Source organism: Bradyrhizobium sp. 27S5 (genome assembly GCF_037217225.1).
GTDB classification, from domain to species: Bacteria; Pseudomonadota; Alphaproteobacteria; order Rhizobiales; family Xanthobacteraceae; genus Bradyrhizobium; species Bradyrhizobium septentrionale.
This window is the reverse complement of sequence record NZ_CP147714.1, coordinates 6,209,255-6,232,124: the sequence shown is the minus strand read 5'-3', so window position 1 is coordinate 6,232,124 and position 22,870 is coordinate 6,209,255. Positions and strand designations below refer to the sequence as shown.

Genomic DNA, 22,870 nt, shown 5'->3' with positions numbered 1-22,870 from the left:
ATCTATTCCCATTCTCCGAACAGCAGACACATCCACACCACCTGCAAGATCGGCCAGGCCGCGAATGCGCTACATAGCAGCCCATTGCCGAGCGGTGCTCTCCGTCGGCGCACTCGCACGAGGGAGATGATTGCGAATGGCAGCAGCAGAAGAAATGTCGGTGCGAAAATCGCGCCGTATAAGATGACGAGCTCCGCGTGAGCGGCAATGCCTTCCTGCATGACGGATTGCAGCAGCAAGAAGTACATGACGAGGAGTATAGGGGAAAACAGGGCCGACGACGCTGCGGGCGAAAAGCCTGACGAATCGATGCCAGGCCTGTTCACCCATGTCCCGATGATGATCCACCCCGACAAGAACATGACGACAAGCGGCACGCCCAGCTTCAACAGAACGTCCTGGGCGTTCATGATGCTCGTCAAATAGAGTGCCACATCAGCTCCATGCGCTGCGCCATGAGTGCTTCGATCGTCCGCGATTGATGTCGATCGATCGCAGCCTCCGTCTTAACAACATGGCGAGGCCGATGATGGATTTTGTCGTGCAGAATTCGCGGTTTGTCGTGCAGGGTTCGTGCAGAGGGCGGCTAGGGTCGCGGTAAATGGCGCGGCGCGGGTTTGATCGGCGACCCGCGCGCCCCTATCTTGCCCGGAAAGGTCTGCATCCCGGGGAGACGCCATGACTACCGCCATCAGCCCGTTTCGCATCGCCGTCAGCGACGACGTCCTCGAGGATCTGCGCACCCGGCTGCGCCGGACCCGCTGGCCGGAGGCCGAACTGGTCGACGACTGGAGCCAGGGCGCGCCGCTGCAGTGGATCAGGGAGGTCTGCCACTATTGGGCCGAGACCTATGATTGGCGGCAGCGCGAGGCGCAGCTCAACCGTTTCAGCCAGTTCACGACCGAGATCGACGGGCTCGACATCCACTTCATTCATGTCCGCTCAAAGCATCCGGAGGCAAGGCCGCTGATCATCACCCATGGCTGGCCCGGTTCGGTGGTCGAATTCCACAAGGTGATCGAGCCGCTGACCGATCCGACCGCGCATGGCGGCAGCGCGGCCGATGCCTTCCACGTGGTGTGCCCGTCATTGCCGGGCTTCGGCTTCTCCGCCAAGCCGGCCGCGACAGGCTGGGGCGTCGACCGGATCGCCAAGGCCTGGGCCGTCCTGATGGAACGGCTCGGCTATGCCAGCTATTTCGCGCAAGGCGGCGATTGGGGCTCCGCGGTCACGACCGCGATCGGCGGTCAGGACGCTGCACACTGCGCCGGCATTCACATCACGCTCGCGATGTCGACGCGGCCCAATGTCGAGGGGAAGCCGACGCCGGAGGAGACCCGCGCGCTCAACGGCATCAAATACTATGCCGACTGGGATTCCGGTTATTCCAAACAGCAGTCCACCCGGCCGCAGACGCTTGGCTATGGCCTGACGGATTCGCCGAGCGGGCAGGCGGCCTGGATCCTGGAAAAATTCTGGGCCTGGACCGACTGCGACGGGCATCCGGAGAACATCCTGGGCCGCGACGAACTGCTCGACAATGTGATGCTGTACTGGGTCACCGCGACGGCCGCGTCGTCGGCGCGGCTCTACTGGGAAAGCTTTGGGCCGGGCAAGCGAACCCTGCACAGAGTGAGCGTGCCGACCGGCGTTGCGGTGTTCCCCAAGGAGATCGTCACGCCGGTCCGCAAATGGATGGAGACGAGCTTCACCAACATCCAGCACTGGAGCGAGATGCCGAAGGGTGGGCATTTCTCGGCGTTCGAACAGCCTGAGCTGTTTGTCGGTGAGGTCCGGGAGTTTTTCAGGAAACTGCGCTGACGATAGGCTAGCCGTGTAGCAACCATTAGCTCTTTCGGTTGTGTGCGATTGAATTGCCCGATCGCCGTTGAGACTGACGCCGTGCTCGCGGCCATCAAGGCGTGGCCTGTCGAGGGTGGGATGTGGCAGCATTTGAGCGACGGCCATCCTTGACGGCCGCTGTGCGCGGCGTCCTTGTGACGGCAGGTCGGGACGAAGAAACGGTGCCCCGATCGAACAAAGAAACGCTTCAGGTCGCCGGGGCGACGACTGGCAAGTGAGCTTGCCAAGGGGTCGCTCGGGCCACCACGGTGTTGATGAAGATGAGCAACTTCCTGGCGCAGGCGATCAGGGCACGCTTGTGGCCTTTGCCGGCGGCGATCAATCGTTTGTACAGGGCCATGAGCTGCGGATTCCAGCGGAAAGACGCCGCCAGCGCCGCAGCATAGAGCGCATGGCGCAGACGTTTGCGTCCACCGTCGATGTGACGAGCGCCGATGTGTTCGCCGCTGTCGTCGTCATAAGGCGCAAGGCCCGCAAGTGCTGCGGCCTGCTCGCGGCTGACCTGGCCGATCTCGGGCATCCGGACCAGGACGGAGACCGCAGTCGGCAGCCCGGCCCCACCGACGCTGTAGATCAGGTCGAGCCGAGCGGCGAGATCGTGCTGCTTGCGGATCGCTGCCACCAGAGCCTTGAACTCGACTCGTTCGCGCTTGGCCAGACGGGCGATGTCGTCCTTCCAGAGCTTTTGGATACGCGCGTCGCGGCAGCTCTCGAGCCGGTTCTTGAACCGCGCGATATCTTCTCCGATCTGATCGATCAGCGTCAGATGCCCGGCCAAGGGCGGCAATCTTGCATCGGGTGCCGGGTGGATCTTCTTGACCGCAGCGGTGCATGCGGCGATCAGCGCGGCATCGATCCGATCGTTCTTGGCACGCTGCCCGCGGTATTTGGCATAGGCACGCACTTGCGCCGGCTGGAACACCACGACGACAAACCGCTTGCGCCGCAGCTCGACGACGACCGGCTGCTCATAGCCACCGCTCGCCTCGATCCCAATTCGCCTGACCTTATGGCGCCCAAGCCACTCCAACAGCGTCTTGTAACCTTCCGCCGTGTTCTCCACCTGCAGCTGCTCCGAGCCGTCGTCGAGCGCCACGTCGAGCTTCCGTTTGCCAATATCGATTCCGGCACAGATTGTGATACGCTTGGCCATCTTCCTCGACCCTCCCTTGTGATGCGAACCTAAAGTTCGTTCAACCATGCGGGTCCCGATGAAGTGCCGATCGCGATCTTGCTACGAATAACAGCCTTCAAGGCTTCGATGGGTATCGATCCGATCGATCAGCGGCCCAGCCCGGGCGGCCACCCGAGCTGGGCCATTCCTCACGGAACGAGGCCAGTCTAACCCAGCGCGCTAATACAAGGATGGGTGGAGCGCAGCGATACCCATCGTTCGCGCCGCGAATCTGAGTTGATGGGTGTCGCTGCGCTCCACCCATCCTACGGAGGGACGTCAGCGTGCTGCTTGACCCCCGCGACGGTGACTTTGAGGACGATGCCGCCAGTCCCGAACAGCGTTCGTTGTTCGCGATCGTGGGCAGCCTTCTCGTTGAGATCAGCCCGGCGAAGCTGTTATTCGCCTGGACGGTTTCGCTTCTGGTTCCGGGCGTGCTACTCGGCCTCGCGCCGCTGGTCGCGTCCGCCTGGATTTCGGGCCTTTCCCAACACGCTCTTGCACTGTCCGAAGCGGGCGCCGTGTTGGCGCTCATTGTGATCGCGGCGTTAGGATGGCTCGGCGGGCGACCGCTGTTTCAAATCGCGGAAACCAGCTTCTGGTCACTTAACGCACTCGCGGTCCAGCCGAGCTACGCGTTCGCGCGCGAGGCGCTGGGCCATCTGGCCGAGCTATTCTGGCACTCCGGCGCAACTCCTGCCTCCCGCATGCGGCTGCGCCGCAGTTGCTCCGTCGGCGCCGGCATACTGCTCGCTGCGGGTGCGGCATTGATCGCCGTCGTGGCCTGGCCTGCTTCGCAATGGAAGGCGACCATCAATGACCTTGTTCTGATCCATCATCTTGTGGTGCCGACGTTCGCGAACGCTGTGGTGCTGGTGTCCTGCTATCTTGCGGTGGCATCACTGGCCTGGAGTGTGGCCGACGCCAGCATGGATCAACCGGCCGACCTTGCCGGGTTCGACGCGACGCCGTCAGGAGGCCGCGTCTGGCGCGTTGCACATCTGTCCGATCTTCACGTGGTCGGCGAGCGATACGGCTTCCGCATCGAAAGCGGGACGGCCGGTCCGCGAGGAAACGAACGCTTCAATCGCGTGCTGGCTCGGCTTGCCGAAATTCACGCCGTTGATCCGCTCGACCAAGTGCTGATCAGCGGCGATATGACCGATGCCGGCCGGCCCGGCGAATGGGCGGAATTTCTCGATGCATTGGCAGGTCATCCCGACCTTGCCGCACGCATCATCATGCTTCCGGGGAATCATGACGTTAACGTCGTGGATCGCGCCAATCCGGCGCGTCTCGACCTGCCGTTCAGCCCAAGCAAGCGGCTGCGGCAGATGCGTACCCTATCGGCGATCGCGGCGGTCCAGGGTGATCGCGTGCGCGTCATCGATGGTTCCGGCAAGCCATCGGCGACGCTGAACCAGGCACTGGCGCCCTCCTATGATCGGATCACGCAATTTGCGCAGCACGGGGGCGTGCGCCGCGCAGCGGCGCTCCGCGGCCTGTTCGATGATCAGTTTCCAATGATCGTGCCGCCGGACGGGGACGGCGGCCTCGGGATCGCCGTTCTCAACTCCAACGCCGAAACCCACTTCTCCTTCACGAACGCGCTCGGTTTGGTTTCGGAGGCGCAAACGCGGCGATTGGAGGCTGCGATCCGTCATTTCCCGACGGCGTACTGGACCATCGCCCTACACCATCACCTGATGGAATATCCCATGCCGGTGAAGACGTTCGCCGAGCGCATTGGGACGGCGTTGATCAACGGCAGTTGGTTTGTGCGCAGGCTGCAAAGGTTTTCCGACCGCTCGGTTGTGATGCACGGTCACCGTCATATCGATTGGATCGGTACATGTGGTGCATCGAAGATCGTCTCGGCCCCGTCGCCGGTGATGGGGGCCGATGATGCAGCCAGCTATTTTTACATCCACAGAATGATGGTCGGGCCGGACCGGAAGCTCTGCCTCGCCGAGCCCGAGCGGGTGGAGATTGCCAAGAGTTAGAGCGTTTTCGAGCGAAGTGGATACCGGTTCGCGTGAAGAAGACGCGTCAAAACAAGAATCTAGAGTCGTTCCGATTCCATCGGAACGGCTCTAGGCCGTTTTCGGCTTGTCTTCGTGTGATCCGCCGAAGAGATCGGCGATCCAAGCGGCCGGGGGATACTCGGCGCAGAAGGTCAGAATAGCGAGCGTGATCGGCACGCCGATGAAGGTCCCGAACAGGCCCCAAAGTGAGCTCCAGAAGAAGATCGCAAACAGAACCAGGAACGGCGAGATCGACAACGTCGAGCCGGCCACCCGCGGTTCGATATAGCTGCCGACCACGAACTGGATGACGTTGAGACAGGCGAACACACCAAACACCGCAGGCCAACTGTCGAACTGCGTCATGGCCAGCAGGGTGGGGAACAGCGTCGCGATGAAAGGGCCGATGAAAGGAATGTAGTTGAGGACAAAGGCGATCACGCCCCATTCGAAAGCGAATGGCAGTCCGGTCACGGCAGCGAACAGGCCGACCAGCAGACCGGTGACCGCGCTCATTTGCGTCCGCACCAGCATATATTTGCGGAACTTCGCGGCCGTGGCTTTGCTGCCCTTGAGCAAGACGCGCGCAGCTGTGCGATTCTCCAGCCGCCCAATTCGTCGACCAGCGTCCTCGACCTCGAGAAGTCCCAGCACGACATAGACCAGCGCGATGAGCCAGAAACTCAACGTGGTGTTGATGCGACCCGTGACATATTGAGTGGTGCGCAGCAGCCAGCCGACATTGAAGTGCTCCGCCCAAAGGCCGGCGAATGAGACGCCATGGCCGTCCAGCCACATCACTGCGGCGTCGTAGAAGGCCTGATACCGCGCCGCGTCCGCAATCAAATTGCGCCCGACGCGGCCGAATCCCCATGCCGCCAGCGAAGCAAACGCGACGCAGGTTGCAGCCGTAACAACGACCGTAATGGCGAGCGCGAGGAGTTTCGGCAGCCACGACTGAAGCCGCTTCTGAACGGGCCAGACGATCGCAATGATGAACAGGGCGGCCGCAAGCGGGGCGAGCACACTGCGCGCCTGGGCCACCGCCGCAGTGACCAGCACCACGGCGATGATGCCGGTCGTGATCTTCAACCCGCCACCCATCTTTGGATTCTCCCAGAACACAAAGATTGTCAGTCTGTCTCGCAGTGCGACGAGGCCGGCACCTCCGTCAAGCTGACGGAGACCTCGCGAAAGGTACGACCCATCGCAAGTGTGCCATGTTCCTACGTACGTTGCCAGATGCGCAGGACCGCGGCGATCGCCAGGCGTGTGCAATTGAAATCGGAAGGGAAGATCAAACATTCAACCGTCGGCGCGCGGTGCGGATCGTCGGTCAGCGCTGCGGCTGCCCTGACAACACTACTCGGCGAGGTCGTCGACGAACTGCCTGACGTTGTCAAGCACCGCTTGTCGATCGCCGGCAAAAGCCCAGTGGTCGGCGCCGTCGAGCTCGACGAATCGCGCGTGTGGGATGTTGTCGGCGAGATGTCTGCCGGCACCGATTCGGACGGCTCGGTCGCCGCGGCGGTGAAGCACCAGGGTCGGAACGGTAACCTGCCCCAGAAGATGTCGTACATCCGTGTCGCGCAGCGTCTCCAGCACGCCCCTGATGGCGCCAGGGCTCGAGGCCGCACGAAGCAGGCCGGCCCACCAGGCCCTCGCCTTGGCATCGCCGGCCAGACTCGGCGCAAAAGTTTCGATACCGGCAGGGCCGCCCCAGGCCGAAACGAGCTGCTGCAGCCACGCATCATACTGCTCGGCGTTCAACGCATGCGGATAGTCGGGCGCGGCACTTCCCTTCGCGAGCGAAGCGAACAGGATTAGTCCGGCGACGCGGTCGGGATGATCGGCGGCGAACCTGATGCAGGCCGGTCCGCCTTCGGATGCGCCGAACAGCACGACCCGGCGCGAGCCCGTGGCATCAAGCACGGTGCGGATGTCCTGCGCAGTTGCCTCGGCGTTGGGGGTGAACCCGACCCGGTCGGACAGGCCGACGCCACGCCGATCAAGCAGGACGAGACGGCCCATCGCCGCAAGCGAGGAAAGGAAGGCTCGGCACCTTGCGTCCTCCCAGACCCGTTCGACATGAGACACGAAGCCGGGCAGCATCAGAACGTCGGTGGGCCCTTTGCCATAGGTCTGGAATGCGAGATGCACGTTGCCTCCGCTGACATATTGCGTCGTCGGCGGCTCCGCGGCGCCGGCCTCGAGCAGCGCGCTGGTCTCGGCTTCGGGCGCCACGTCGAGTTCGTTGCGCAGACGCTGCGTCAGCGCCTTGAGCTGGCGCTCGGCCGCGGCCCTGTCGCCCCCCAGCAGGAGATTGCGGATGAAGTGGCGGGAATAGATTTCGCTGAGCGGATCGAGTGCCACCAGACGGCCGGCATGTGCGGCGGCGGAGGCATAGTCGCCCGCCGCGTGCTTCTCCTGCACAACCCGCTCGAGCGCCTGGATCGCGCGGCCGCGCAAGGCCTCTCTTCGAAAGAACGCCCATTCGTCGAATTGCGGACAATCGCCGGGCGAGAAGCCGTCGAGGAAATCGGCTTGATAGAGACCGCAGGCGCGCTCGAACTCGCCGCGATCGCAAGCCTGTTCAAACAGGCGTGAATCGATGTCCAGTTTGATCCCCGCCGATAATCGAACTGTGGATCTGTCGGATGCGATGACATCGCCGAGCGCGAGCTGCAGGCGATGCAACAGCCGACGCAGCCGGGCTCTTACCACCTCGGCGGGGCTTTCCGGCCACAACATGGTCGCAATCGCATCGCGTCCGACCGGGCCTTTCGCCTCAGCCAGATAGACCAGCAGTGCAAGTCCCTTGCGCAGCGCCACCGGGCGCAGGCGGTCATTACAACGAACCTCCGGAAATCCGAGCGTCCGGACGCTGAACGAAGCCATACCGATGCGATCTTCGATGAAGGCGTCCGGGGACGCTCAGGGGACGCCGCGATGCTAGCACCGGGGGCATTGCGCCGCCACCTTCTGGAGAAACGTCATGACCGGACGCGCCGTCGCCCTCATCTATGGCCTCGCGAGCTACCTCGTCTTCTCGGTTTCATTTGCCTATGCGCCGGCCTTTATCGGCAATTTTCTTGTCCCGAAGACGATCGATGTCGGACCGGACAGCGGGTTAGCGCAAGCGCTCGCGATCGACGCGATTTTGCTCAGCGTATTCGCGATCCAGCACAGCGTCATGGCGCGTCAAGCCTTCAAGCGCTGCTGGACGCGCATCGTCCCGGCTTCCTGTGAGCGCAGCACCTATGTGCTGATCTCGAGCTTTCTGTTGATCCTGATCTTCTGGCAGTGGCGCCCGATCGTCGCGACAGTCTGGCGCGTCGAGGGCTGGCCGGAAGTAATGCTGACATCAATCTTCTGGATGGGCTGGCTGATCGCGCTGATGTCGACCTTCCAGATAGACCATTTCGAGCTGTTTGGATTGCGCCAGGTCGTCGACGCGCTACGCGGAGCAGCCGATCGCATGCCAGCGTTCAAGACGCCGCCATTGTACCGGCTGGTCCGTCACCCGCTGATGCTGGGTCTGCTGCTCGCCTTCTGGGCGACGCCACACATGACCGCCGGGCATCTGTTGTTTGCCGTCGCGACCACCGGCTACATCCTTATCGGCGTCAGGCTCGAGGAACGGGACCTGGTTGCAGTATTCGGCGCCAGCTACGAGCAGTATCGCCAACGCGTTCCGATGCTGCTGCCGCGTCTTCCTGGCGGTGCCCCGATCGCTCCAGAAACCCGCCACGGAGGCTGATATGCGCGCCATTGTCTGCAAGGCCTTCAAAGGTATCGAAGACCTGAGCTTCACCGAGATCGCCGAACCGCGCCCGGCAGCAAACGAGGTTCTCGTCGATGTCCATGCCGCGTCCGTCAGCTACATGGACTATCTGATGAGTTGCGGCGGCTATCAGATGCGGCCGGCTCTTCCCTACGTACCGGGAACGGACGCTGCCGGAATCGTGCTGGCTTGTGGTGACCGGGTCACGCGCTTCCGGCCCGGCGACCGTGTCAGTTGCGGAAACTGGTTCGGTGCATTTGCGGAGCGGATGGTTGCCAGGGAGAGCACCGTCGCATTGCTGCCGGCCAACGTAGATTTCACCGTGGGGTCAACAGTGCTGCACACCTATCTCACGGCCTGGTACGCCCTGATCGAGCGGGCGCGCCTGCAGGCGGGCGAGACGGTGCTCGTGACGGGCGCTGCCGGCGGAGTTGGTCTCGCCTGCGTCGAGATGGCGCATTTGATGGGCGCGCGGGTCATTGCCGTCGTGGGCAGTGCTGCGAAGGCGACCATGGTGCGCGCGCATGGCGCTGCCGAGATCGTCGACCATTCGCGCGAAGATGTGCGTGAACGTGTGAAGGCTCTTGCGGGGGACAAGGGCCTCGACATTTGCGTCGACAATATCGGCGGTGCGCTGTTCGCGACCCTTGCAAGGTTTATGGGCTGGAACGGTCGGCTGCTCCCAATCGGATTCACCAGCGGCGAAATCCCGTCGCTCGCGATGAATCTGCCTCTGCTCAAGAACTATTCGGTCGTCGGCGTCTTTGTCGGCGCCTGGATGGAGCGTTGTCCGGAACAAGCGGCCCGCGCGACGGAAGCCGTCATGGCATGGGTCGGCGAGGGCAAGCTGCGGCCGCAGGTCGACCGGGTGCTTCCGCTCCAGTGTGCCGGCGAGGCGATGAGCCTGGTTGCGAACCGGCGCGCGATGGGGCGAATTGTGCTGCAGGTCAGACAAGACCTTTGACCGATCTCTGCGCGAACTTCGTAGAATGGGTGGAGCGCAGCGCTACCACCAGGCCGCATCGGAGGCTGGAACGACGGGTATCGCTTCGCTCCTCCATCCGGGCTGTGCGGCGCGTGGTGCGGATCGCCGGTCAGCGCTGCGATTTCCGCTGTTGCTTGTTCGAGGTCCCGACTTCACGCGCAACTGCCCAAAAATACCCGCCGCAGAATGCAACGATCGCGACGATCACACTGGCGGCGATAATCTCTTGCATGTCTGCGGTTCTCCAAGTACACGTAGCACATCTACGTGGGAAATATACCCACGTATAGCCGGAATCGGTTTCGAGATGTATCGTGCTGGAGCGAATGCATGGTGAGAGTAAGCGCTGCGGACAGGCGTCTTCGGGCGATCGTCGCTCTCGTCGTCCTTGCCGGCATCGGTTCGGCACAAGCCGCCCGAACAGCCGATAAATCGGATGCCAGCGGGGGCACCGTCTCGATTCCGATCGAGACGCGGAGCCAGACCTCCGCGGCGGATGGCGTGGTCCGCCCCGTCCAGCTTCCCAAGGGCGCTTCCGCGATCAGCGAGACTTATGGAGACTGGATCGTCAAATGCCTGCTCGACGGTGGTGCAAAGCTGTGTACCCTGAGCCAGACACAGCTCTCCAAGGAGACCAATCAGCAGATCTTCGCCATCGAACTGATTCCCAGGGACGGAAAGGCGGAAGGCAACATATTGATGCCGTTTGGGCTGAAGCTCGATACCGGGGCCGTCGTCAAGCTTGACGGCAAGGATCTGGAGCAGACGCGCTTCTCCACGTGCACCGCGCAAGGCTGTTTGCTTCCGGTATCATTTCCAACAGTGGTTACCGACACCATGAGCAAGGCCAAGACGCTCACCGTTGCCGCGCAGAACATCAACGGCGGGCAGGCTGTCGTCTTCAACGTCCCCCTCAACGGCTTCGGCGGGGCGCTGGAGCGCACCATTCAGCTCGGGAGCTGATCGACATGCGCGCCGCGCAAAGGCGCAGCTACAGCAGTCCCCGATAGATCCCCGGCGCGGAGCCTTCGATGGCCACCGCGCCGACGGCTTTCGAATAGAATTCCGCCGGGCCGACGCCACCGATGATGGCGTAGCCGAAGCCCTGGTGTTTCATGTCCTCGAGACAGGCGAACAGCAGCGCCTTGCCGATTCCGCCCTGCTGCGCCTTGGGCGCGACACCGGTCGGACCGAAGAAGTTGCGACAGGCCGCGTCGTGGCAGGCGAATCCCACGATCTTCTTCTGCTGGATCGCGATGAAGCAGGAGACCGGTTGGCAGCTGAACGCGACCTCGGTTTCGCTGGCCCATGCCTCGCTGAATGTCTCCCGCACCCAGGCCACGACCTTGTGCTTTTCGGGGGCAAGCGCACGGCGCATCACAATTCCGGCCTTAAGCAATCGATCGTAGGCGGGCTGGGAATCGGGCAAGGCATAGAGCTTGACGAGCATGTCCATCCGGCGACCTTAGTTGAAAACGCGCCCCGCAGGCAAATCACGCGAGGACGGCGGGCGGGTTGGCGATGGCGTAACCGGTCCTGCGACAAATCAACCCGACGGGCAAATCGGCGCTTCCGTCGTCGGGCAACTCAGTGGTCCAATTCCGCCCGTCTCACCCGATCGAGGGGCGCTTCGCGGTCGTCACGAACGCGGTGTGAGATGCGGTGGACGTCGATTGTGCAACTGACGAGTGCGCATGACGCGGACGGTGAAGTCGTGTGGTCCTGACGCCCTAGCGGCCGGTGTCCCCTTGTAAGACGCAATTACGTCTTGCGAAGGCGGTGACAAACAAGCCCAGTCTCGCCGGGGAGAGCACGAAGTAAGCCGTAACCCATCGCGCAGGGAAAGCCGGATTGTTCGGTTACACCTGTGGTCCTACCCCCGAGCTTTCGCCCTTTGCTCGGGGCCCATGGGTGCGATCGGCACCCGGCTTTCCCTGCGCCCTCTGCAAGTGAGAGGGCGAAACGAAGAGCAAGACTCGGGCAATTCATGTCGCGAGAACGCGAAGTCGCGTCCCCACCCACACTGTCATCGCCCGGCTCGACCGGCGATCCAGTACGCCTCGGCTCCTCGGCTCAAGCACTGGCGTCTCTGGAATACTGGATCACCCGCATGCGCTGGTGATGACACCAAGCTGTTTGACAGTCAAATCAGGCCAATACCGTCATCCTGAAGAGCGCGCTCTTGCGCGCGTCTCGAAGGATGCACGGCCACCAGCGGGGCCGCACATCCTTCGAGGCTCGCTCCGCTCGCGCCTCCAGCGACAAAGGCGAAGCCTTTGCGCGGGGATGACGGTGATGGAGCTATATCCAGGCGGTGACGGACGATCCTTCCGCCCCCTAAAGATACCAGGCCAGCACGGCCTTGAGCCGGGCGCTCTCGATCACCGGCAGCGCGACCACGTGGTTCATACCGGAGGCGCGCGCCAGTGCGGCCGCAATCGATTGATCCTGCTTCAGATGTTCGGTGAGCGCGGGCATGCCGGTTGCCCATACGCCGCCGATAGAGCCTTCGCCGCGGCCGATCGTCTTTGCCGCGTAGAGCGTGGCGAGGTCGGACTGCTCGCTGCAATCGCCGGTGTGGAACACCAGCGCCGACCGCTCTTCGTTCGGCACCCAGATCTCGAACCGGCGTGCGATCGGCGTCGCCTGGGCCGACAGGAATGTCACCACCCAGGTCTGGTCGCCGGTCGTGTAGGGGATGCCGACACCGCAATTGATGCCGATCTCGGATGCGTCCTCCCAGCGCAGGAATCCCTTGGCATTGTGCAGGTCCTTGATGATCAGCGGCATGCCGGCCTTCCAGGTCCGGCCGGGCAGGCCGAAGCCGCGCGGGAATTTGGTGTGGCGCGAGTTGAACTCGAACATGTCGGCGGTGCCGTAGTAACCGTCGACCAGCGCCATTTCGTGGGATCTGTCCGGATCGTTGTGCCAGAGCTCGATCGCGCCGACATGCTTCCTGTCGTCACCGCACAGCAGCACCATCACCGCCATCAGGAATTCGCCGGCGAACACCGGAAGCGCGACGCCGCAGGTCAGGCCGGCTTCGCGCGCCTCGTCGGTTCGCTTGAAATAGGAATTGGCGAATTCGGTCAGGATGACCGGATGGCCGCTCGCCCAGGCCTTGCCGGGAAGGCCCTCGTCATAGGCGAACAGTGCGTTCTCGCTGACCGCGTTGAACTCCGTGAACTCGCCGCTGTGGAGGCTGCCGCCGAACTCCAGCCGCGTCCGGGTTTTATCGGGCACCCACAGTTCAACAACGCGAATGAAGGTTTTCATCGCACGCACCTGCCACCTCGCCGAGGGCTAGCATCGGCGATCTCGCGACAAAGCGTGCGCTCAAATAGCGGGCAAGCGACGCCCAAAGTTGATGCGAAGGCGCGATTTCGCCTCAGTCCCGATACGACGGATCGACGCGATCGAGCTTTCGCAGCAAAGCGGGCCAGGCGAGCTCACCGTTGCGCGCGGCGCGGCCGGGCTTCGGCTGCATCCGCTCATAGGTGTCTTCGAGGATGTTTCGCGGCGGATAGATCAGCTTGGTGTTGCAGGACAAAGCCATCACCTGGGTCTGGCAGGCGCGCTCCAGCCGAAACAGCACGTTGAAGGCGGCGGGCACGGTGCTGCCGACGACCAAGAGGCCATGATTGCGCAGGATCATCGCCTCGTTGTCGCCGAGGTCGCGGACCAGACGTTCGCGCTCGTCGACATTGTCGGCGATGCCTTCGAAATCGTGATAGGCGATGTGCAGGAAGCGCATCGAGGTCTGCGCCAGCGGCAGCAGGCCGCATTCCATCGCGGAGACCGCCATGCCGGCCGGCGTGTGGGTGTGCGCGACGCAGTCCATGTCGTGCTTGGCCATGTGGATGGCGCTGTGAATGACGAAGCCGGCGACGTTGACGTCATAGTCGGTGGCGTTGAGCAGCGTGTTGCCCTCGACGTCGACCTTGATCAGGCTGGAGGCGTCGATCTCCTCATACAGCATGCCATAGGCGTTGATCAGGAACTGGTCGGTGGTGCCTGGCACGCGGCAGGAGATGTGGTTCGCGATCATCTCGGTCATGCCGTACATCGCCGTCAGCCGATAGCAGGCGGCGAGATCGACACGGGCCTGCCACTCCTCGGCGCTGACTTGCTCGCGGACCGATTTGACGACCTTGATCGCGGGCGAGCTGACAGGGGGATTCATGGCGTTCTCTCCTCAAGACATCTGCAGGGCCGCGGCCCGATTGTTGGCGTGGACCATAGCAGAATCGGCGCGGCGGCAAGCTGTGGCGCGTCTGCGTATTTGCAGGGCTGGCGGGCAAAAACCGAATGCGGCATTGGCGCGCCGCGCCTTCGATGTCAGGATACGGAAAAACAGCCGAGGCGCACAAAATGAGCGAACGCAAGATACGTATCGCCGTCCTGCATTTCTCCCACGAAACCGTCTCGTTCCTGCCGAACGAGACCACGCTCGACGACTTCATCTATCCGGGCTCGCCGGCGAGCGGCGAGGCGCTGCTGCAGTTCGATCCCAGGAACTACATGGGCGGCTTCGTGCAGGTCGCGCGCGAGTTCTCCGAGGTCGAGCTGGTCGGCATCGAATCCCCGCTCTGGCCGAAGACCGGTACCGGATCGGGCTGGATCACCGAGGGCGCCTATCGCACCTTCGTCGGCAAGATGATGGCCGGACTGAAGGAGGAGGGGTCGTTCGACGGCGTCTATCTGTGTCTGCACGGCGCCATGGCCGTGCATGGCGTGCCGTGCCGCGGCCGGAGGCCGATCTGGCGCGGCAGGTGCGCGAGGTGGTCGGCCGCTCTGCCTTCATCGCGGCAACCTTCGACCTTCACGGCAATGAGGACGAGGCGTTCCTCGAACAGGCGGACATGGCGTTCACCGTCAAATACTTCCCGCACTATGACGCCCATCTGCAGGGTGAACGGGCCGCGCGCGTGCTGGTGCGGGCGATCCGCGGTGACTACAAGCCAACGCACCGGACCATCAAGGTTCCTGTGATCTCGCCCACCGTGCTGCAATGGACCGGGGCGCGGCCGTGGATGGATCTGGTGCAGCGCGCGCTGGTCTGGGAGGCCCGCGAGGTCGACGTCTATGTCAACATCTTCTTCGGCTTCCCGTTCGCCGATGTTCCCGATGTCGGCATGACCGTGCAGGTCCTGACCAACGACAATCCAAAACTCGCCGAGCAGGTCGCGCGGGACCTCGCCGGAACGATCTGGCGGTTGCGCGAGGCGCTGCTGCAATCGACCAAGCTCCACAGCATCACCGAGGGCGTCGCGCTGGCCAAGCAGGCCGTCGCTGATGGCAACACGCCGGTGGTGCTGGCCGATCACAGCGACCGCTCGGGATCGGCCACCTGGCTGCTGCGCGAGATCATCGCGCAGGACCTCGCCAACACGGTGATCGCGACCATCGCGGATGGCAGGGCGACTGCAGCGCTGAAGGCCGTCGGCGCCAAGGCCGGCGATGCCTTCGACATGGCGATCGGCGGCCGCGCCGACGAGTCGGCGGGCGAGCCGGTTCGTATTCAGGGGACGATTACCGCCGCCGGGGAAGGGTACGGGCAGTTCTGGGTCTGCGTGCGCTTCGGGCGCAACAATGTGCTGGTCCTCTCCACCTATCTGGTGCAGGTCATGGAGCCGTTCTCGCTGAAGGCGCTGGTCCCCGACATCGGCGCCTTCGATGTGATGGCGATCAAGTCGCGGGTCCATTTCCGCCGCGGCTTCGACGACAATGGTTTTGCCCAGACGATCCTGCTGGTCGAGCCCGAGCAGCCTTTCCTTGGCACGACGCGTCTCGACAAGTTGCCTTACAAGAACGTCGATCTTGCGCAGTTCTATCCGTACGGCAATCCGGCGTTCTCGGAGACGTCGTCATGACCGAGGGCCGCTATCGCCTGATCGGATCGACCGCGTCGCCCTATGCGATCAAGCTCCGTGCGCTGCTGCGTTACCGGCGGATTCCGCATGACTGGGTGATCATGACCAAGGCGCTGCGCGCGGCGACCGCGCATTTGAAGCCGATGCTGATCCCGGTACTGCAATATCCCGACGGCAGCTATCGCGGCGAGACCACGACGCTCGCCTATGATCTGGAAGCGCGCCACCAGGGGCGTTCGGTGATCCCCGAGGACAAGGCCGTCGCGTTCGTCTGCGACCTGCTCGAGGACCTCGCCGACGAATGGGCGGTCAAGCCGCTGTTTCTCTATCGCTGGTGGGATCCGGAAGATCAGGCCTATGTGTCGCGCTGGGCGGGCGAGGAATGGTCCACGTCGGACGCCGCAGCCGGCAGCCGCGAGGAGATCGAGGAGTTCCGACAGCGTCAGATTTCGCGCATGGTCATTCTCGGCGCAACCGACGAGAACCGTCCGCTGCTGGAGGAGAGCTATCGCCGGACCCTCGCGGCGTTCGAGCCGCATGTCGGCATGACGAACTATCTGTTCGGCAGCCGGCCGTCGCTGGCGGATTTTGCCTGGTTCGGCCAGCTCAGCGAGATGGCGACCGACCCGACCCCGATGCAGATCATGCGCGAGCAAGCTCCGTTCACCGACCATTGGGTGCGCCGGCTCGATGACGCGTCCGGCGTCGAGGGCAAATGGTATCCGCGCGAGCAGGCGCTCGGCGGGTTCGCCGAGGCGCTGCTGCGGATCGCGGGCGAGCTCTATCTGCCGTTCCTGGCGGCCAATGCGGATGCATTCGCGAAAGGCCTCGAGCGGCTCGAGATCAACGTCTGGGGGCTGCCTTACGCGCTGGCGGCGTTCAAATATCAGGTCAAATGCCTGCAGCAGCTGCGCGAGAAGTTTGCCGCGCTCGATGCCGGCGATCGCGCTGCGTTGAGGCCCGTGCTGGAACGCACGGGATGCTGGGCCATCCTGGATGGAGGCTGATTGATCAGGAGGCGGCTTCCAAACACCCGGCACCTAGGTCCGGTGGTGCCTGCTCCCAAGCGCAACCGCGATCGACTCCGGCCGCTTGATCCGTTCGATCAGCATGTCGATGCGGTCGCCGCCCCAGAACAGCTCGCCGTTGAACACCATGCTGGGTACGCCGAACACGCCGAGCGTCTCGGCCTCGTCGATGATGCGATCATGCTCCGCGCGCGCAGGGCCGCGAACATAGGCTTCGAACGCCTCAGCGGAACCGCCGACCGCGGCAATCACGCCGGAGATCTCCGACAGCTCGTCGATCTCCAGCTCATGGTTCCAGAACCGCTGGAACACCGTGTCATGATAGGGCCGGAACAGCCCGTGACGCTGTGCGAACAGCATCCCGGCGCTGGCGTAGAACGCGTCATAGATCCGGCGCGGGCCCTTCATGGTGAGCCCCTGCGCGTTGGCGAACCGCCGCGCGTCCATATAGGCGTAGCGCACCTTGCGCCAGAAGTGCGGCGTGCGCGCCTCCACCGTGCCCATGAATTCAGGAATGCGCAGCGTGTAGGGCAGCCATTCCAATTCGACGCCGTAGGTCTCCTCAAGTTCGAACAGTCGCTTGTTGGCGACATAGGCGTAGGGAGACTTGTAGTCGGTGTAGATCCGTACAAGCGGCTTTTCCATCGGCGTTCCTCATCCCGTCACGACAATTGTTCCCGATCCACGGCGGTGGCGCAATGCGGGGTGACGAAGGGGAGATGGCAGGCAAACGAATGGGCCCCGGTGCATTCAAGCATCGCGGGGCCCTGCTACTTCGTTTTAGCGAAGGATCTCTGGTGTAGACCAGTGGTGATTCTGGACCTAAAAGCGCTTGGCCTTTGCGCTCTTGTCCTGCGGATATGTTCAGATTGTCGGCGGTACACGCGGCTAGCAGCTGCTGTTCGCCTCACGTGCACCGAGACCTTGCCGAGCAAGGTCGCTGGCTTTCGCCGGTGGCGTCATGCTCCTCTCCAAGGGTGGGCCGACGGACCTCTGTCCGCTTCTGCTGCCTGGCGGCCGATCCCATAATCGTCCGTCAATTCCTGCGACGCGGGGAGCAGGCGCTCCCGCACCCCAACAGGTGCAGTCAGCGAAATGCTGCGGCAGTTATGGTCGCCTGTCAAGTTAACGAGAGGGGTAATTCAGGTCAGGATTCCTGTCGCGACTTGGTCTGGCGATACTGCGTGAAATCCGGATCGTGCGTCATTTTCCAGTAGTCGACGAACCGCCACGGCATCGCAGAGAACACGCGGCCGCTTCTGTTGCGGTAGTAGGTCGTCATGCCCGGATGCGTCCAGATCAATTGCTCATGCTCGGCATCGACCTCGCGGATGTACCGATCATGCGCATCAGGATGCACGTCGATCGCAGCGATATCGTTCTCGATCATCTCGACGAGGCAGGCGGAGATATAGCGGCTCTGGCACTCCGACTGGAAGATCACGCTGCCGCCATGCGCAGGTCCCGAATTGGGCCCGAGCATCAGGAAGAGGTTGGGGAAGTCAGGCACAGTGAGACCGAGATACGCGGTCGGATTGTCGTGGTCCCACGCCTGCCTGAGAGTCTTGCCGTCGCGTCCCGTGATGTTGAGACGCGCCGCCATCTCGGAGACCTTGAAGCCGGTCGAGATCACGATGACGTCGTGCTGCCGCGACTTGCCGTCAGCCGTGACGATTCCTTCTGCAGCGAAATGGTTGATCTTGTCGGTGACGAGCTCGACATTCGGCCTGGTCAGGGTCTTGAACCAGTTGTTGTCGAGCAGGATTCGCTTGCCGTAAGGCGGATAGGTCGGCATGCACTTCTCGATCAGGTCAGGGCGATCCTTCAGCTCGGACAGGATGAAGTCGGCGAGTTCCTGGCGATGCCGGTCGTTGCCCTTGTTGACGGCACGGTCCGGATGCGGCCAGGCCGGATCCTTGCGCAGGAACGGCAGCAACCCGTCGCCGTAACGCCAGAACATGTTGAAGCGATACCACTGCACATAGAACGGCAGATGGGCGAGCAGCCACTGCGCGCCTTCGGTGATCGGATCGGAATAGCCCTTCACCGGCCGCGCCCACTGCGCGGTGCGCTGGTAGACAGTCACCGAGGCGACGCGGTCAGCGATCGAAGGCACCAGCTGCATCGCGGTGGCGCCGGTGCCGATCACGGCGACATGCTTGCCGTCAAGCTTGACGTCGTCGGACCACAGCGCCGAATGGACCTTCAGACCGGCAAAATCGTCGTCTCCCTCAAAGCGAGCGGGCAGGGGATCGTTGAGTTGCCCGATCGCGCTGACCAGCGCGGTGGACTCGAACGTCTCCTCGCCGCTCGCAGTCTTCAGGGTCGAGATCCAGCGCCGCCTGGCTTCGTCCCAGTAGGAGGCAACGAGCTCGGTGCTGAGACGGACGTGCTTGCGGATGTCGTATTCGAGCACGACCTTGAGCAGATAGTCGAGCAATTCCTGGCGCTGCGCGAAATAGCGGGTCCACGGATTGTGGGCGCCGAACGAGAAGGAATAGGAGTGGTTCGGCGTATCGACGCCGCAACCGGGATAGCGGTTGACGTACCAGGTGCCGCCGATCTCGTCCTGCTTCTCGACGATCGTATAGGGAATGCCGAGCCGCCCGAGCGCAACGCCAAGCGCGATCGCGCAGACACCGGCACCGACGATCAGCACATGCTGCTGCGCCAGCCGCCCGTCGGAGGGCCGCTCGCGCCAGCGCGCATCGCGCGGGGTGAAAGCCATTTCCTCGCGCATCAGCGGGGCGTATTCCGGTGCGACGTTCTCACCGAGCGTCGCGCGCATCATCCGCAGCATCAGCTCGTTGCCGGGATCGGTGATGACGGGCTTCGGCATGCCGTTCGCGAACAGGTTGAGGACGGCGGCGCGGATCTCGTCCTGGATTTCCTTCGGCACGCCGGCGTCCGGATCGGGGATCAGGCGGACGTCGCGCTTCGGCTTGTACGGCGGCTCGAGCCACTTCTCGTCGCCGGTCATGTGCACCAGCACCATCAGCAGCACGCGGATGTCGCCCTCGGCGATGGCGGAGGACAGATCGAGGTGTTTGCGCGAAAGCTCGATGTTCATGCGTTGTCCTCAGCTCGCCGGAGCGTCCGGCAGACCGCCATAGGCGGCCCAGGTGGTGCCCACGATGTAGCCGGCGTCGACCGGCAGATTGATGCCGGTCACGCCGCTGCTCTGCGGCGAGAGCAGCCAGGCGATCGCCTGCGCCACCTCGATCGGCTCGACCAGCCGGTTCATCGCGGTCGGGCGCGTCAGCAGGTCCCTGCTCAGGGCGCCCGACGCGATGCCGGCCTCGAGCGCGGCCGTGCGGGTGAAGCCGGGCGACACCGCGTTGACGCGGACGCCGGCGCGGCCCCATTCGGCGGCGAGCGTCTGCGTGATCTGGATGACGCCGGCCTTTGCCGCGGTATAGGCGTGGATCGGACCCGACGTCATGCCGGCCACCGAGGCGACGTTGACGATCGCGCCATGCCGCCGCTTCGCCATCGCGACGCCGACGCTGCGCGCGACCAGGAAGGTGCCGCGCAGGTCGATGTTCACCTCGCGGTCCCATTGCTCCATCCGCACCCGCTCGATCGTGTGCATCTTGCCGAACACGCCGGCCGCGTTGACGAGGCCGGTGATCGGGCCGTGCGCCTTCTCGATATCGGCAATGCCGGCGACCACGGCGCCTTCGCTCGCGACGTCGAACGGCGCCGGCCAAAGGATGGCCGCCGTTCCGGCCAGCGGTTCGGGCGCGATGTCAACGATGACGACGCGATGGCCCTGATCGGCAAGCAGCGTTGCGGTCGCCGCGCCAATGCCGCGGCTGCCGCCGGTGACGAGGATGGTGCCGTCGGCGCTCATGATTTTCTTCCCTTGTCGCTCGTGGTGAACAGGCCGCGTGTGACGAGTTTCTGGTAGGCCGAGATGACATAGTCGGGCACCGCCGTGACGCCCTGCTCGGAGTAGGAATAGCGGCGGCTGAGATAGCCGCGCGCGCCCATCAACACCTGGACGATGGCCTCGAATTCCTCGTCGCTGAAATTATTGGTGGTTCCCGCGGCCCGCGCGCGCTGCAGAATCCGCAGATAGGCGCTCGAGATGTTGTCGAAATGCTTCTGGTAGCCGATCGGCGCGAAGAACTCGGCCTCGTTGAGGATGCGCAGGAATTCCGGTACCTCGCGGATGAAATCGAAGAAGGCGCTGAAGCGCTCGATCTCCTGCCGGGCTGCGCTGGCGGTGCCGGTTCGCGCGCGGATGAAGCGGACCATGTCGAGGCCGATCTTCGGCAGCAACTGGTCTAGCAGCTCCTGGCGGTTCTCGAAATGATTGTAGAAGGTGCCCTGCGCGACACCGGCGGCTTCGGTGATGCGGGCGACCGAGGCTTCGGCGTAGCCGTATTTGCCAACGATCTTGGTCGCGGCGTCGAAGATCTTCTGCTTGGTCCAGGCGTTGCGCTCGACCCGGTTGAGCTTGGTGACTTTGGCGGATGTCGCTTGTGTCATGCGATGGCCTCGAGTTCGGCGCGGAGCACGCGTTTGAGCACCTTGCCGGATGGATTGCGCGGCAGGCTGTCGCGGATGATCAGCTGCCGCGGCACCTTGAAGCCGGCGAGCCGCGAACGGCAGAAGTCGGTGAGATCAGGCAGGTCGAGCTTCGCGCCATCGGCCAGCACCACGATGGCGACCGGCTTTTCGCCCCAGCGCGCGTCCGGCAGGCCGATCACTGCGACCTCGCGCACTTCAGGCATTTCGTAGATGACGCGCTCGACCTCGGAGGAGGCGATGTTCTCGCCGCCGGAGATGATCATGTCCTTCTTGCGGTCGGTCAGATAGAGGAAGCCGTCGTCATCAAGGTAACCGACGTCGCCGGTGCGGAACCAGTCGCCGAAGAAAGCGGATGCAGTCTTTTCGGGATCCTTCCAGTAGCCCTGCGTGACCTTCGGGCCGCGCAGGCAGATCTCGCCATTCTGCCCGGCGGGCAGGCGCTTGCCGGCATCGTCGCGGATCTCGATCTCGACATGGGCGATGGCGCGGCCGGTCGAACCGATCTTCTCGATCTCGCGGCCCGCGTCCATGAAAGTGTCGCCACCGCAGCTTTCGGTGAGGCCGTAGGCATCGATGTAGCGCGCATTCCCGAAATAGTCCGAGAAGGCGCGGATGCGGAGCTCCGGCGTCTTCTCGCCGCCGCCGATCGCCCATCTCAGGCTGGAGACGTCGTAGCGCTCGCGGTTCGGGGAGGTGAGGAGGGCCGTGGTCATAACAGGCGCGAACCACGCCGCGTTCAGCTTCTCTCGCTCGATCGCGGCCAGCGCCGGCTCCGGTTCGAAGGTGCGGTGAATGCATAGCATGCCGCCGTGCCAAAGTACCGCAATGCCGGGCAGGTCGAGTGCGCCGACATGATAGAGCGGGCCGACGATGAGCAGCCGCGTGTCGGCGCTGAGCCCGAGCACCAGCGTCTGGTCGGCGGATTTCCAGTAGATGTTCTCGTAGGTGAGCATCACCCCCTTGGGACGATCCGTCGTGCCCGAGGTGTACATCAGCCGCATCAGGTCGCGCGGCTGGCGCACATGCATCGGCGCCAGTGCGATATCGGGCGCGAGATTAGTGATGCTGGCCTGCGCGCCTTCATCAAGCAAAACGACGGGCGCGTCGCCGGCTGCGATGGTGGCAAATTCCTCGTCGGCGACGAGCAGGCGCGCGCCGGAATTGCCGACGATGTAGCCGACCTCATCGGCCGACAGGCGAAAATTGATCGGCAGGAACACCGCGCCGATATGGCTGGTCGCGAACACCAGCTCGAGAAAAGCCGAACTGTTCTTCATCAGGACCGCGACGACATCGCCGGGCGCGATCCCGCGCGCCGCGAGCCAGCCGCCGACCTGGCGGATGCGCAGATCAAAGTCGGCATAGGAGACATCTTCGCCGCGATATTTCAGCGCACAGCGGTCCGGAGTCCGCCTGGCATGAAATGCGATGAAGCTGGAAAGATTGATCATTTGCCGCCCGTCGGGCCGATTTCCGGCGCCGTTTCTCCCTAGATGAACTATGAATCGTAATTCATCTTTGGCTTGACGTCACCCCCCTTGCTCTGAAAACATTGCGGTCACGGAGACGGAACGATCTCCGACAGGGATTTTGGGAACGCCAA

General features: G+C 63.5%; 20 protein-coding genes and 1 pseudogene. 8 read left to right on the top strand and 13 right to left on the bottom strand.

The genetic code is table 11. From position 1 onward, the window contains the following. Positions 1 to 2 precede the first annotated feature (2 nt). Positions 3 to 434 (bottom strand): hypothetical protein, encoded by a 432-nt coding sequence (locus WDM24_RS29505; protein WP_338691066.1) that lies wholly within the window; start codon positions 432 to 434, stop codon positions 3 to 5. Between the two features lie 244 nt (positions 435 to 678). Here WDM24_RS29505 and WDM24_RS29500 point away from each other — a divergent pair, with 244 nt between their 5' ends. After that, complete coding sequence (locus WDM24_RS29500) at positions 679 to 1,821, top strand: epoxide hydrolase family protein (RefSeq protein ID WP_338828279.1); 1,143 nt, start codon at positions 679 to 681, stop codon at positions 1,819 to 1,821. 229 nt (positions 1,822 to 2,050) lie between these two features. Here the strand turns inward: WDM24_RS29500 and WDM24_RS29495 are convergent, their stop codons facing one another. Next, positions 2,051 to 3,016, bottom strand: coding sequence for an IS110 family transposase (locus WDM24_RS29495; RefSeq protein WP_338828278.1), 966 nt, complete (start codon positions 3,014 to 3,016; stop codon positions 2,051 to 2,053). Between the two features lie 305 nt (positions 3,017 to 3,321). On the opposite strand from WDM24_RS29495, the gene WDM24_RS29490 reads away from it, so the two are divergent. After that, a complete protein-coding gene (locus tag WDM24_RS29490; protein ID WP_338828277.1) occupies positions 3,322 to 5,040 on the top strand; it encodes a metallophosphoesterase family protein in 1,719 nt (572 codons plus the stop codon). Positions 5,041 to 5,130: 90 nt separating this feature from the next. On the opposite strand, the gene WDM24_RS29485 is transcribed toward WDM24_RS29490, so the two are convergent. Both WDM24_RS29485 and WDM24_RS29480 read right to left on the bottom strand, forming a co-directional pair. Next, positions 5,131 to 6,165 (bottom strand): AI-2E family transporter, encoded by a 1,035-nt coding sequence (locus tag WDM24_RS29485; protein WP_338701464.1) that lies wholly within the window; start codon positions 6,163 to 6,165, stop codon positions 5,131 to 5,133. Positions 6,166 to 6,423: 258 nt separating this feature from the next. Further along, the gene (locus WDM24_RS29480; RefSeq protein WP_338828276.1) at positions 6,424 to 7,959 is read right to left on the bottom strand and encodes an alpha/beta fold hydrolase; all 1,536 of its coding nucleotides are present in this window, start codon (positions 7,957 to 7,959) and stop codon (positions 6,424 to 6,426) included. Positions 7,960 to 8,056: 97 nt separating this feature from the next. Between WDM24_RS29480 and mddA the strand changes: the two genes are divergently transcribed. Next, on the top strand, positions 8,057 to 8,821 hold the full coding sequence (gene mddA / locus WDM24_RS29475; RefSeq protein WP_338828275.1) for a methanethiol S-methyltransferase: 765 nt from the start codon (positions 8,057 to 8,059) through the stop codon (positions 8,819 to 8,821). Between the two features lies 1 nt (position 8,822). Next, the gene (locus WDM24_RS29470) at positions 8,823 to 9,809 is read left to right on the top strand and encodes an NADPH:quinone oxidoreductase family protein (RefSeq protein WP_338828274.1); all 987 of its coding nucleotides are present in this window, start codon (positions 8,823 to 8,825) and stop codon (positions 9,807 to 9,809) included. A 130-nt stretch (positions 9,810 to 9,939) separates the two neighbouring features. On the opposite strand, the gene WDM24_RS29465 is transcribed toward WDM24_RS29470, so the two are convergent. Beyond that, positions 9,940 to 10,062: a hypothetical protein gene (locus WDM24_RS29465; RefSeq protein WP_283843193.1), complete on the bottom strand. Its 123-nt coding sequence runs from the start codon at positions 10,060 to 10,062 to the stop codon at positions 9,940 to 9,942. Between the two features lie 98 nt (positions 10,063 to 10,160). Here WDM24_RS29465 and WDM24_RS29460 point away from each other — a divergent pair, with 98 nt between their 5' ends. Beyond that, positions 10,161 to 10,793: an invasion associated locus B family protein gene (locus WDM24_RS29460; RefSeq protein ID WP_338828273.1), complete on the top strand. Its 633-nt coding sequence runs from the start codon at positions 10,161 to 10,163 to the stop codon at positions 10,791 to 10,793. Positions 10,794 to 10,821: 28 nt separating this feature from the next. On the opposite strand, the gene WDM24_RS29455 is transcribed toward WDM24_RS29460, so the two are convergent. The 3 genes from WDM24_RS29455 to WDM24_RS29445 all read right to left on the bottom strand — a co-directional run bounded on the left by WDM24_RS29455 (position 10,822) and on the right by WDM24_RS29445 (position 14,013). After that, on the bottom strand, positions 10,822 to 11,286 hold the full coding sequence (locus WDM24_RS29455; protein ID WP_166305435.1) for a GNAT family N-acetyltransferase: 465 nt from the start codon (positions 11,284 to 11,286) through the stop codon (positions 10,822 to 10,824). Positions 11,287 to 12,167: 881 nt separating this feature from the next. After that, entirely contained in the window at positions 12,168 to 13,106 is a 939-nt protein-coding gene (locus tag WDM24_RS29450) for a GAF domain-containing protein (RefSeq protein WP_166305438.1), read from the bottom strand. A 112-nt stretch (positions 13,107 to 13,218) separates the two neighbouring features. Then, positions 13,219 to 14,013 carry a class II aldolase/adducin family protein gene (locus WDM24_RS29445; protein WP_338828272.1) on the bottom strand — a complete coding sequence of 265 codons (795 nt, stop codon included), beginning with the start codon at positions 14,011 to 14,013 and terminating at the stop codon, positions 13,219 to 13,221. A gap of 125 nt (positions 14,014 to 14,138) precedes the next feature. Between WDM24_RS29445 and WDM24_RS29440 the strand changes: the two are divergent. The 3 genes and pseudogenes from WDM24_RS29440 to WDM24_RS29430 form a co-directional block, all read left to right on the top strand. Next, positions 14,139 to 14,507: pseudogene (locus WDM24_RS29440) on the top strand (M81 family metallopeptidase); the annotation flags it as partial. A 62-nt stretch (positions 14,508 to 14,569) separates the two neighbouring features. Further along, complete coding sequence (locus WDM24_RS29435; RefSeq protein WP_338828271.1) at positions 14,570 to 15,703, top strand: M81 family metallopeptidase; 1,134 nt, start codon at positions 14,570 to 14,572, stop codon at positions 15,701 to 15,703. Continuing rightward, entirely contained in the window at positions 15,700 to 16,710 is a 1,011-nt protein-coding gene (locus WDM24_RS29430; RefSeq protein ID WP_338828270.1) for a glutathione S-transferase N-terminal domain-containing protein, read from the top strand. The genes WDM24_RS29435 and WDM24_RS29430 overlap by 4 nt, the downstream gene beginning before the upstream one ends. Positions 16,711 to 16,743: 33 nt before the next feature. On the opposite strand, the gene WDM24_RS29425 is transcribed toward WDM24_RS29430, so the two are convergent. The 5 genes from WDM24_RS29425 to WDM24_RS29405 form a co-directional block, all read right to left on the bottom strand. After that, positions 16,744 to 17,376: a 2-hydroxychromene-2-carboxylate isomerase gene (locus WDM24_RS29425; RefSeq protein WP_338691055.1), complete on the bottom strand. Its 633-nt coding sequence runs from the start codon at positions 17,374 to 17,376 to the stop codon at positions 16,744 to 16,746. A 502-nt stretch (positions 17,377 to 17,878) separates the two neighbouring features. Beyond that, positions 17,879 to 19,801 (bottom strand): NAD(P)/FAD-dependent oxidoreductase, encoded by a 1,923-nt coding sequence (locus WDM24_RS29420; protein WP_338828269.1) that lies wholly within the window; start codon positions 19,799 to 19,801, stop codon positions 17,879 to 17,881. A gap of 9 nt (positions 19,802 to 19,810) precedes the next feature. Next, positions 19,811 to 20,584: an SDR family NAD(P)-dependent oxidoreductase gene (locus WDM24_RS29415; protein WP_338828268.1), complete on the bottom strand. Its 774-nt coding sequence runs from the start codon at positions 20,582 to 20,584 to the stop codon at positions 19,811 to 19,813. Continuing rightward, entirely contained in the window at positions 20,581 to 21,225 is a 645-nt protein-coding gene (locus tag WDM24_RS29410) for a TetR/AcrR family transcriptional regulator (protein ID WP_166305459.1), read from the bottom strand. The genes WDM24_RS29415 and WDM24_RS29410 overlap by 4 nt, the downstream gene beginning before the upstream one ends. Continuing rightward, the gene (locus WDM24_RS29405) at positions 21,222 to 22,718 is read right to left on the bottom strand and encodes an AMP-binding protein (RefSeq protein WP_338828267.1); all 1,497 of its coding nucleotides are present in this window, start codon (positions 22,716 to 22,718) and stop codon (positions 21,222 to 21,224) included. The genes WDM24_RS29410 and WDM24_RS29405 overlap by 4 nt, the downstream gene beginning before the upstream one ends. Between the last annotated feature and the right edge of the window lie 152 nt (positions 22,719 to 22,870).